Below are 12214 nucleotides of genomic sequence, written 5' to 3'. Positions count from 1 at the left end.
GGGAGATCGATCGTATGAAAACATTTGTCATTGAAAAAGATGGGACAAACCACATTGTGGAAATTGAAAAACCGCAGATTACTGATGAGCAGGCCCTGGTAAAGATGATTGCCTGTGGTATGTGCGGTACGGATGTGAAGCTGTTACATCGCACATTTAAGGGCTTTCCCGAATCCATCTATCCCATCATGTTAGGGCATGAAGGAATTGGTGAAGTTGTGGCAGTCGGTGCAAAGGTAAAGGGATACCATATTGGAGACAAGGTGCTACTTCCGTTTGTCGATCCCATCGGGAATGTGGGTTCTGGCTGGGGCGCATTAAGCGAATATGGTGTGGTGCACGATGTGCAGGCTTACGATGAGGGTAAGGCTCCTGATTGTGCTTATGCACAGACCATTCTGCCAGATGACATTGACCCGGTAGATTCCGTAATGCTTGTTACTTTCCGTGAAGTGCTGAGCAATATCCGGTATTTTGGCATTCGTCCGGAGCACTCCATCGTGGTATTTGGCTGTGGCCCGGTAGGTTCTACATTTATCAAATTCCTCAGCCTGCTGGGAGTGAAAAATGTGATCGCTGTGGATATCGTGGAGGAAAAGCTGCAGGCAGTCCATCAGAATGGCGCTACCTATATCATCAACAGCAAGGAACAAGACGTGGAACAGGAAGTAAGAAAGCTGTTTCCTGATGGTGTGGATTTTGTACTGGATGCCATTGGAGCACCGTTTGTGGTCAATCAGGCCATGAGCCTCATTGCAGATCGTGGTGCAGTGCTCTGCTATGGTGTGCCAGAAAAGGAAGAAATTACAATTGATTTTCACAGAGCTCCCTATAACTGGCGTGTCATCTATCAGCAGATGCCCCGTAAGAAGGAAGAAGGCGAAGCAACCGAACAGGTGCTGGCCTGGATCCGTAGTGGCGAACTGAAGATCAAGGACTTTATTTCTGATTATTATCAATTTGATCAGTCCGTACAGGCATACGAAGATCTGTTGAACAAGAAGATCATGAAGAAGGGCATCATCACATTTGATGAATAAGGAGAGAACTCATGGGAACTTATCTGATAGCTCATGATTTGGGCACATCTGGAGATAAAGCAACGCTGTTTTCTGTGGATGGAGCAATGCTGGGTTCGACGATTCAGAGTTATCCTGCAAATTATTTTAACGAAACATGGGTAGAGCAAAATGCAGATGACTGGTGGCAGGCGGTTTGTGATACAACCAAACAGCTGATTGAGCAGACGGGCATTTGTGCAAAAGATATTGCCGCAGTCAGTTTCAGTGGTCAGATGATGGGATGCCTGTGTTTGGATAAAGAGGGCGAACCCCTGCGGCCTTCCATTATCTGGGCAGATCAAAGAGCCACAGAGGAGAGAGCAAAACTGGAAGCAGAAATCTCCCAAAGAGATTTTTACCACATCACGGGGCATAGAAACACACCTTCTTATGGCATGCAAAAGCTCATGTGGGTGAGAGAGCATCAGCCGGATATTTATCGGAAAACGGCTGTTGTGGTGAATGCAAAAGACTATATTGTCTATAAACTGACGGGCAAGATCTACACAGACCCCTCTGACGCAAATAGCATGGCGTGCTTCGATTTGAAACAGTGCAACTGGTCACAAGAGCTGATTTCGATTTCTGGGATTGATCGGGAAAAGCTTCCGGATATTGTGCCATCGACCCATTTGGTGGGGGGCGTGACAAAGAGCGCTGCGACACTAACAGGGTTGTACGAAGGAACACCGGTAGTGATGGGCGGCGGCGATGGCGTTGTAGCTAACGTGGGCTGTGGCTCCATCGAACCGGGTAAGACCTATTGCTGCCTGGGAACTTCCGCGTGGATTACCACCACTACTACGGCGCCTGTTTATGACGAACAGATGAGAACTGTGACTTGGGCACATGCTGTTCCTGGTCTGTATGCACCAAATGGGACCATGCAATACGCCGGGGGCAGTTATAGCTGGCTGAAGAATACGATTTGTACGCAGGAGAGCCACCAGGCAGAAGCAACGAAAAAATCACCATTTTATTATATGGATCAGCAGATCGGGCAGAGCCCCATCGGTTCTAATGGTGTGATCTTCCTTCCATATCTTCTGGGAGAACGTGCACCTAGATGGGATCCGGATGTGCGAGGAAGCTGGTTGGGAATTAAACCGGAAAATACCAGAGGAGATATGCTGCGGAGTGTACTAGAAGGTGTGACAATGAATTTGTCCATCTGTCTGGACATCCTTCGCCAGAAGGTTCCGATCCAGGAAGTCACAGTCATTGGTGGCGGTGCAAAGGGAGCTGTTTGGCAGCAAATGATGGCGGATATCTGGAATGTAAAGGTTCGCATTCCAAAACAGCTGGATGAAGCTGGCTCCATGGGAGCAGCTGTGCTGGCTGGTGTGGGTGCTGGAGTGTATCAGGATGTATCTGCAATCCATCAGTACCTGGCATTTCAGGGAGAACGGGAACCTGATCCGCAATCTGTGCAGAAATATTTGGAATATAAGGAACAGTTTGAAGCATTTTATCAGGCGCTGGCTCCGGTATATCACCAGTTGGCAAATGTAAAAAGAGGTTAAAAGAAAGGAAGAATTGATCATGTCCATGATTCAACATCAAACACGCGCTTTTGGTTCCCCTAGCAGATATATTCAGGGACGATATGAGATCGACTGTCTGAAGAAGTACACCGATCTTTATGGCGATCGGGTGTATATCTTAATTGATACCTTTTTCTATCAGGAATATGATGCAAAGTTCAAGGAAATGTATGACGGTCAGGTACAGACCTATGAATTTTCCGGAGAGATCACTGCATCCAAGATCGATGCCATTGCTGATTCTGTAAAGGATTTTGCTCCTACTGTCGTGTGCGGTATGGGTGGCGGCAAGACCATGGACACTGCAAAAGCAGTGGCAGACAAGTTCCATGCTGCAGTGGTGATTATTCCTACCACCGCTTCCACAGATGCACCTACCATTGGTCTGTCCGTTATCTATGATGATGAAGGCAATCACCTGGGAGCACGGCATTATGCGAAGAATCCCGATCTGGTGCTGATCGATACAGATGTGATCAGCAAAGCGCCCATTCGTTTTCTGGTTGCAGGTATGGGCGATGCTCTGTCCACTTATGTGGAAGCGCGGGCAAACTTTGAATCTCACTCTCCCAATTACGTAAGTTCTGGTTTTGCCAGCACACTGGCTGTCAAGGCCATTGCAAAGATGTGCCATGAGACCATCCTGAGCAAGGGTGTTCGCGCAAAAATGGCTGCGGAGCAAAAGCTGTGCACCATTGATGTGGAAGATGTCATCGAAGCAAATACCTTGCTGTCCGGTCTGGGTGTGCAAAATTCCAGCTGTGCAGGCTCTCACTCTATTGCAGAAGGCATTACCATTTTGCCTGCTTGCCGTCGTCTGCTGCATGGCGAGGCTGTTGCGTTTGGCATTTTGGTTCAGCTGCTGATCGAAGGCAGAGATGAGGCAGAAGTAGATGAAATGTATCGCTTCTTTGAGGCAGTAGGTCTGCCCTATACCTTTGAGATGCTGGGCATTCCCAATGCATCTGATGAGGATGTCATGAAGGTTGCAGAGGAATCTCTGAAATCCTATTGGGATGTAGAGCCGTTCCCTGTCACTGCACGCATGATTTTTGATGCGATGAAGCTGGCAGATTTAATGGGTCAAAAGTATTTGTAAACAAATAGAATTATATTTCCCGGGTTTTTCAGATATATAAGAACCCGGGAAATAAAGAAAATAATATGTCATTACATTGTTATAAAATAATAAAGGAGAATTACGAGATGAATGCGAAAGAACTTGCAAAGATGATTGACCACACCCTGCTGAGCCCCTATGCACATGAGGACGATCTGCGTGCACATTGCGAAGTGGCAAAGAAGTACGGTTTTAAGACAGTTGCCATCAATAATGCCGTGATCCCGCTGTGTAAGGAGCTGTTGAAGGATAGCGATGTATTGTGCGATGCTGCAGTAAGCTTCCCGCTGGGGCAGTGCACTGTGGAGACAAAGGTATTCGAAACCGTGGATGCCATTGAAAAGGGTGCCGGTGAAGTGGACTATGTTGCAAATCTGGTGAAGATCAAGTCTGGCGACTGGGCCTATGTGGAAGATGAGATGGCACGTATTGTGGCAGAATGCAAAAAGCGTGGCATTGTCAGCAAGGTGATTTTTGAAAACTGCTATCTCACTGATGATGAGAAGCGTCATATGTGTGAAATTGCGCTGCGTGTAAAGCCCACTTATATTAAAACTTCCACTGGGTTTGGTACTGGCGGTGCGACTGTGGAAGACGTGCGCCTGATGAAGGCCTGTGTGGGTGATGAGATCCTCATCAAGGCAGCAGGTGGCATTCGCACCTATGAGCAGGCAATGGCTATGATCGAAGCAGGTGCAAACCGCATTGGCACCAGTAAGGGCGACGTCATTGTGGAACAGTTCATTGCTGAAAATAAGTGATTTTTTTCAAAGCATATGGAATGTGAGAAGAAGTGGCAGCCATTATGTTTGGCAAATGGCATTTCTCATATCGGCATTCCCACTGGCAAATTGGATGAAAGTAAAGCGTTCTATCAGGCACTAGGATTTCAGCCTGTATTAGATACTACCTTTGATCATTCTTCCAATCGCGTGAGCTTTTTGGAATGCAGCAATTTGTGCCTGGAATTATATGAAAGTGATGATGTACAGGGAAAATCCGGTGCAATTGACCACTTTGCACTGGATGTAGAGGATATTCAGACAGTGTATGAATGGCTCTGTGCAAACCATTATTCTATGCTTACATCTGGGATTGAGTATCTGTCATTTTTTGAACATGGTGTAGCGTATTGTATCATAGAAGGCGTAAATGGGGAAAAAATTGAATTCAATCAACGATTAAAAACATCACATATTGGAGCAAAGTGAGGACCATGGGAATGCTTGTGTTCTACATGATGATGTAGGTTTTGATGTATTCGTCTATTTGCACCTGAAAAATCCCGTTTCGGCCATTATGCCGGAACGGGATTTTTATATAAAAAGAGCAAGAGAGAAACTGTTTTTATCGTATACTATTTGTTAAGTATTCATAAAAATAAAGTATTTTTTCGTTTAAAATATGAATGGAATATTTTGTTGTTATGTTATAACATAATTATGTCGAAAGGAAAGCGAGGGGAGAACACTGGAAGGGAAAATATTTAATATTCAAAGGTTTAGCGTGAGCGATGGACCAGGAATCCGCACAACTGTTTTTTTAAAAGGTTGTAATCTGAGATGCAGATGGTGTCACAACCAGGAATCCTATGTTAGCGAAAAGCAGTTTACAGTGTTTCCGGATCTTTGCACTAACTGCCGACATTGCGAGAGCGTTTGTCCACAGCGTATAACAAAAGAAGAGCGTTTTGCAATGGCGGGAATGAAGTGGGAATGGCGCTTAAAAACACAGAGCAATCAAGAGGGGACAGGATGTCTTCAATGTGGCAGCTGTGTGGAAGCTTGTTTTTCAAAAGCACTTCGGCTTTCCGGAGAAATCAAAACGACAGAAGAAATCATGGAGATTGTAAAAAAGGATCGGATCTATTATCATAATTCCGGTGGGGGTATGACAGTTTCCGGTGGAGAGCCGCTGCTGCAGGCCGACTTTGTCAGAGAGTTGTTCCGAAAGGCGAAAGCAAGTGGAATTCATACGGCGTTGGATACAGCAGGAAATGTGCCATATTCGGAGTTTGAAAAGGTTCTGGATGATACGGACCTGGTACTTTTAGATCTAAAGTGTATGGATAGTGCTCAGCATCAGAAATACACAGGAGTTCCAAATGAAAGACTTTTGGAGAATGCTAAAAAATTATTAGACAGCGGGATTCCAATAGAAATTCGCACGCCGGTTATTGTGGGTATCAATGACAGCGACGAAAACATGATACAGATGGCCAGATTTTTAAAAGGCTATTCGAATGTAACACATGTCAAATTGTTGCCGTATCATTCCATGGGCATTGAAAAGGGCATAGCGGTGGGCAACCAAGTGATGACTTTTCAGACGCCATCGGAAGAACGAATAAAAGAATTGCAGCAATTGATTGAAAATAACTTGAAATAACAAAAGAGTGGAGGCAGAAGCATGCAGGTGAAGGAGAATATCAAAGCTAGGATTGACCAGATGTTTGCTCGCAGCAACGAGGAAGCCACAATAGAAAGAATCCAGCTATTGCTTAAAACGGAGTTTATGTTTGAGGGAGAATCTTATGCTGTAAAATATGGTCATACACTTGACTATATTCTTTCCAATTTGACTCTACCGATCAACAAGGATTTGAAGATTCAGGGTGGCTTGCTGTCAAGAGTTCCGACGCAGGAAGAAAGAGAAACAATTGAAAAAACCTATCACCGTTGGTGGGATATGCCGATAGAAGAACGCTTTAAAAAAGTTCTGTTTTATTATTCCAATGGCTGGCTCAAGTGCCGTCCATACTGGTTTGTGAGTTTCGGACATCTGGCATTGGACTGGGAAGAAATTCTTGAAAAGGGCTTTGTCGGTATTCGAAATAAAGCAGAGCACAGAAAACTACAGTGCTGTGATGCAAAGCAAAAAGAATTTCTTGAAGGTATTATCATTTCTCTAAATGCATTTATCAAATACTTTCAACGCTATGCAAAGGCGGCTGAGGCGGCCGGCTTAGAAGAAATTGCACAGGATCTGATGTGGCTGTCTGAGAATCCGGCAAAGACATACAGACAGGCGCTACAGGTAATGTGGATGGTTGTCTTGATTTTGCAGAAGGTTTGTGGCTGTGGGGTACTTAACTATAGTAGAATGGATCAATACCTGTTGCCATATTATCAGAAGGATCTTGCCGAGGGCATTATGACCAAGGAAGAAGCCTTTGATCTGACAGTTGAATTTTTCTATTACACCAACGCGATGTTTGAGCAAACTGACCATATGTCAGAGGAAGTGAGCGGAACAGCACAGACATTGGAACTTGCATTTGACGACCCGAATTATCTGACACTCGCAGGGAAAAATGCAGATGGAACAGGCGGAGTGAATGAGTTGTCGTTTTTAATGTTGGAAGCGACTGCACAAATGAAGCTGAGAAATCCCTTCACCGTCGTGAGATATTATGAAGGAATTGATGAAGAGTTTTGGGTGAAGTGCTGCAAGGCAATGAAAGAAAATGCGACTGTAGTCGTGTATAATGATGAGACAATGATTCCGGCATTGAAATATTACAATGTCAAAGAACCGGAAGTGTATGAGTACGGTTTCTGGGGATGTAATGATCCCAATGTACCTGGATATGAGGGTGGTTTAAGACAGCTGTGGTTCAATCTGGCGAAGGCATTGGAGTTGGCCTTAAATAGTGGAGATTATCCCATGAAACCAAAACCGGAAGGCTATCAGGAAGAATGTGCTTGGCCGATGGAAGATCGGATGATCGGTCTGATGATGGGGCCTTACTACGGAGTACAGACTAAGAAACCGGAAGAAATGGCATCGATGGATGATGTAATAGAAGCGTTCCGAATCCAGGTGGAATACTTGATGAAAGAATTCCGAAAGGGCTTTGAACACGATCTGTCCATTGAAAAAGAGACAACCTATGGCAAGATGCGTATTGAAGATTGTTTCCTGAAGGGAACGATCGAGGAAGCGTGCACCTGGACGGAGGGCGGAACACCTTATCATAAATTAGTTTGCCAAGGCTGCGGGTTGGCGACAGTTATCGATTCTCTGTACGCAATTGAAAAAGCAGTGTTTATTGATCAGGAACTCACCCTTGCAGAACTGGTGGAGATGCTGAAACATAACTTTGAAGGACATGAAGAATGGCGCATGAAGTTGCGTACGAAGTATCCCAAATTTGGCAATGATGTGGCAGAAGTGGATAAGTACGCAAAGATTGTCACCGATATCTTTACAGATGCGGTGGATAAAAATAATGGAGCAAGATACTTGTATCAGATGTGGCCAACCTATTCGACAGACCGCGCTTTTACAACGATGGGAGAACAGGTGGGTGCGACACCGGATGGTAGAAAGCAGAAAGAGCCGTTGAGCGAAAATCAGTCTCCGGTAGAAGGTGCAGACGTAGATGGTGTAACAGCCATGTTGAATTCTCTGAGTAAGGTTCCGTTCTCAAAAATCACGGGAGGTCCGTTGAATGTCAGACTTCATCCAACGGCGGTGACGGGAGAACAGGGCGATCAGATCATTGCGGCATTGTTTAAAAGCTATATGCAGCAAGGGGGGATGCAGCTCCAGATCAACGTGGTGGATGCTGCAACCTTAAAGGCAGCCCAGCAAAATCCGGAGAAATATCGCAGCTTATGTGTGCGTGTAACAGGTTATAGTGCATATTTTGTAGAGATGGGGTTGAAAGCCCAAAATGAGCTGATTGCCCGTACGGAACATTCTGTTGGATGAGTTAAAATATAAATGGAAATTTAGAAATCTTTGCCTGGCTATGTACGGGATACATAGCCAGGTGCAAGATAAGGAGAAAATGTCATAACAATATAATATAATAATGAACGGAGGGGATGTAATGGTACATAATTTCAATTACTACTCGCCTACTGAAATTGTGTTTGGTAAAGACACATTGAAAGAAGTAGGAAGATGTATCAAAAAGTACAGCGGTACGAAAGTATTAGTTGTATATGGTAGCAAGAGAGTAAAAGAAAAAGGATTGCTGGATGAAATTTGTGCTATACTGAATCAGGAAAATATTCAGTATCAGTGTTTAGGAGGCGTTGTTCCAAATCCGCTGCTTTCGAAGGTGAGAGAAGGTATTTGCCTGGGGGAGAAAATGCAGGCTGATTTCCTCTTAGCCGTTGGTGGAGGTTCTGTAATTGACACTGCCAAAGCGATAGCAATGGGATTAGCAGAAAAAGGGCAGGATATCTGGGACTTGTATGAGAATAAACGCGAGGCCAAGGCTTGCTTGCCCGTTGGGAGCATCTTAACGATTGCCGCTGCAGGCAGTGAAAGTAGTTCGGCATCTGTGTTGACCAATGATGAAACGAAGGAAAAACGAGGATATGAAAGCGATCTTTGCAGACCGAAGTTTGCAATTATGAATCCAGAATGGATGTATTCATTGCCCGATTATCAGACACAAAGTGGATGTGTTGACATCATGATGCACACCATGGAACGATATTTCACTTCGGGCGGCAATATGGCACTAACAGATGCATTGGCTGAAGGCATTATGCGAACTGTAATGAAAAATTCTATTATCTTACGGAATGATCCACTAAATTATGATGCACGTGCGGAAATTATGTGGGCTGGTTCGCTTTCTCACAATAATCTGACAAGCTGTGGAAACGCAGGAAGTGATTTTTCTTCACATATGCTGGAACATGAGCTGGGTGGGATGTATAACGTCACGCACGGAGCTGGACTTGCTGCAATTTGGCCAAGTTGGGCGCGCTATGTTTATAAAGAAATCACTCCAAGATTTGTTCAGTTTGCAGTAAATGTAATGGGTATTGCGCCGAATGGAAGCGACGAAGAAATTGCTTTAAAGGGCATTGAAGCAATGGAACAGTTTTATCATTCGATTGGAATGCCAACTACATTATCCGAGCTGGGTCTACATCCATCAGAGGAAGAATGTAGGCTACTGGCAAAAAAGTGTGCCAGAGCATGTGGCGGATCGCATGGGTCAGCAAAAGTACTGCACGAGGATGATATGTACTGTATTTATCAAAATGCATTATAAAAGAAAGGAGAAAAGATATGGGTAGCATGACAACTAACACAAGCAGAGTATCGAAAAAAGAATATTTTGGGTACTTTTGTTATGGATTTGGCGAATGTTTTAACTATGGCTTGGTGGGCACGTTTATTCTATTCTTTTATACTGATATATTGGGCATTTCGGCAGCGGCGGCTAGCATTATCTTTCTGATTGCACGTGTGTGGGACGCTGCAAATGATCCTGTCTGTGCAGGCATCATGGATATGAGAAGAACAAAGGAGGGTAAGTTTAAAGGCTACTTAAAGATTATTCCCATTTTTGTAGTCATTTCAACAACTGCCTGTTTCTTTGCACCGGATATCTCTCTTCAGGGAAAAGTATTATATGCAGGCTTTACTTACATTATGTGGGGCGTTTTCTATACCATTTCTGATATTCCATTCTGGTCTGTATCGGCTGTCATTTCGGGCGACACAAAAGAAAAAGCAAATCTGGCATGTGCAGCTAACATTGGTGTAGCCGGTGGCATTGGCCTGGCAAGTATTATGATTCCTCTGCTGGTTCAGGTCTTTTCTAACCAGGCAGTGGAAACCAGATATTTTCTGGCAGTTCTGATCCTTTCTCTGGTTGGATTTGGCTTTATGATGTTTGGTTACTCTACTATTACAGAAAGAGTAGAACCTCCCAAGAACGAGAAGGTAAAAGTGAGAGATGTTATCAATGCGCTGAAGGTAAACAAACATCTGTTTAGAATCTTGGCAGTATTCATTTTCAAGTTCTGCTATGATGTAGTACAGTCCATTATCGTGTTCTTCTTTACTTACAATTTGGGAAATGCTACATTAATGTCCGTATTTGGTGTGATTGCAACAGTTAGCGCACTGGGGATTGTGGTGCTGCCTCTGCTGACCAAGAAGTTTAGAAAAAAGGATATTTTTATTGCAGTATGTGTCCTGGATATCGTGCTGAGATTGGTATGGTATGTATTGGGCTATGAGAATCTGGCGGTAACTATGGTAATCCTGGCTCTGACTGCTTTCTTAAATGCGTTGACCATTCCCTGTGTATCTATGATGCTGCAGGAGACCATTGAATACAGTGAAGTAAAGACAGGTAAGCGCTGCGAAGCAATCACCTTTGCTGGGCAGACCTTTACAGGTAAGCTGGCTGTTGCTCTGGCTGGTTCGGGCACCGGTTTGATTTTGACATTGATTCAGTACAATCCCAACGGTGTGCAGACAGACTTTACCTTGAACGGTATCTTTTTGGCAGTATGTGTTGTGCCAGCCATTGGTTCTTTGTGCAGAATGCTGTTGCTGTTAGGTTATAAGTATACTGAAACAGAACACGAAAAGGATGTGGAAATTTTAAGAAGCCGGAGAGGTGTTGTTCAAAGCGACGAGATGCAACGGGAAGAATTGGTTTCGAGAGAGCCTGTTCAGTTTGAGAGGGTAAACTAATAAAATGGGCTGAAAAATAAATAAGTTTTACAAACAGCTGCGATCCAAAAGAGGATGGCAGCTGTTTTTTAGATTTTATATCATATGTGATATTTCCAAGGTTTTGTCACATCGTCTATAATCATTGACATTCACTGACTTAACAGATTGAAAACTTAATAGGGGAAATACTTGCGTTATATAATAACTACACCTTAATATGAAGAATGATCTGTCTAACTTTTGATAAAAATTTTTTCTTATGCATATGATAAAACAGTATCAAACACAAGGGACAATAAATGTACAGGAGGAATTACAAATGGTAAAATAATAATTTGCTAAAACAAATTTGAAGAGATTGGCACAAGCTGTCTCGAGAATATGAAAGGTTAAAAATGAAGCCTGCAAATAAAAAGTCAAGGCTAAATTGATGAACATTGAAAATTTTATACAGGTTGAAAAATGGGTATCAAAATAAGACCACCACACCAGTGCTGGTCTGAAAAAGTTTATGAGGCTATTCTGAATCAGGAAGAGAAGAGAGATATTCTTTCACTCGACCATAGTAGATTCGTAGGAACTTGTTGGCACCTGCTGTCATGTAGACATAGTAGGGTTTACCTTGGGCTCGTTTCTTATCCAAGAACTGATATACCGGATCATCTTGTGGCATCGTCTTGATAAGAACATCCATTACCTGAAATAGTGTTTTTCGCAGATCTGTAGAACCTCTTTTTGAGGCTCTATCCCGAATTCTGTGTAAACTCCGCATTGGATGTAAAACAGAGTAAAATATTCACAAGGCGGCATTGTAATTCGAGACCGCCTTTGTAACAAGATAACGCCGATTATGGCGAAAGTCAAGCCTGGCACGTAGTTGCGCCAATCGCTCAGTCTGGCATCCGATCCTCGAAGTAGATTGCCAACTGAGCATGGATCATACTCCAGTCCTGACGGCGGCCGGTCCACTTTTTGGTAATATCCATCATTGCCAGATACAGCATTTTGAACAGACTCTCATCAGTCGGAAACACGGATTTCGCTTT

General features: G+C 43.8%; 9 protein-coding genes and 2 pseudogenes. 9 read left to right on the top strand and 2 right to left on the bottom strand.

Translation table 11 applies throughout. The annotated features are described in order from the left end of the window. Positions 1–14 precede the first annotated feature (14 nt). The 9 genes from IEY11_RS03275 (at position 15) to IEY11_RS03235 (ending at position 11186) form a co-directional block, all read left to right on the top strand. Positions 15–1040: a zinc-dependent alcohol dehydrogenase gene (locus IEY11_RS03275; protein ID WP_188885788.1), complete on the top strand. Its 1026-nt coding sequence runs from the start codon at positions 15–17 to the stop codon at positions 1038–1040. 11 nt (positions 1041–1051) lie between these two features. After that, positions 1052–2584, top strand: coding sequence for a xylulokinase (gene xylB, locus IEY11_RS03270; protein WP_188885787.1), 1533 nt, complete (start codon positions 1052–1054; stop codon positions 2582–2584). Between the two features lie 19 nt (positions 2585–2603). Continuing rightward, positions 2604–3704, top strand: coding sequence for a glycerol dehydrogenase (locus IEY11_RS03265; RefSeq protein ID WP_188885786.1), 1101 nt, complete (start codon positions 2604–2606; stop codon positions 3702–3704). Between the two features lie 107 nt (positions 3705–3811). Then, on the top strand, positions 3812–4486 hold the full coding sequence (gene deoC, locus IEY11_RS03260) for a deoxyribose-phosphate aldolase (RefSeq protein WP_188885785.1): 675 nt from the start codon (positions 3812–3814) through the stop codon (positions 4484–4486). A 48-nt stretch (positions 4487–4534) separates the two neighbouring features. Next, positions 4535–4936: a VOC family protein gene (locus IEY11_RS03255; protein WP_194461857.1), complete on the top strand. Its 402-nt coding sequence runs from the start codon at positions 4535–4537 to the stop codon at positions 4934–4936. A 259-nt stretch (positions 4937–5195) separates the two neighbouring features. Next, positions 5196–6113, top strand: a complete 918-nt coding sequence (locus IEY11_RS03250) for a glycyl-radical enzyme activating protein (RefSeq protein WP_308743903.1) — start codon at positions 5196–5198, stop codon at positions 6111–6113. Between the two features lie 21 nt (positions 6114–6134). Beyond that, positions 6135–8441: a pyruvate formate lyase family protein gene (locus IEY11_RS03245; RefSeq protein WP_188885782.1), complete on the top strand. Its 2307-nt coding sequence runs from the start codon at positions 6135–6137 to the stop codon at positions 8439–8441. A gap of 121 nt (positions 8442–8562) precedes the next feature. After that, positions 8563–9747, top strand: a complete 1185-nt coding sequence (locus IEY11_RS03240) for an iron-containing alcohol dehydrogenase (RefSeq protein ID WP_188885781.1) — start codon at positions 8563–8565, stop codon at positions 9745–9747. 17 nt (positions 9748–9764) lie between these two features. After that, entirely contained in the window at positions 9765–11186 is a 1422-nt protein-coding gene (locus tag IEY11_RS03235; protein WP_188885780.1) for an MFS transporter, read from the top strand. A 499-nt stretch (positions 11187–11685) separates the two neighbouring features. Here the strand turns inward: IEY11_RS03235 and IEY11_RS14630 are convergent. Together IEY11_RS14630 and IEY11_RS14765 are read right to left on the bottom strand one after the other, a co-directional pair. Next, a pseudogene (locus tag IEY11_RS14630) lies at positions 11686–11922 on the bottom strand (IS110 family transposase); the annotation flags it as partial. Positions 11923–12058: 136 nt separating this feature from the next. Then, a pseudogene (locus IEY11_RS14765) lies at positions 12059–12214 on the bottom strand (IS256 family transposase); the annotation flags it as partial.

Source organism: Butyricicoccus faecihominis, assembly GCF_014648015.1.
Lineage (GTDB): Bacteria > Bacillota > Clostridia > Oscillospirales > Butyricicoccaceae > Agathobaculum > Agathobaculum butyriciproducens.
Note: the sequence above shows the minus strand (reverse complement) of the source record. Positions and strands in the feature narration are given on the sequence as shown.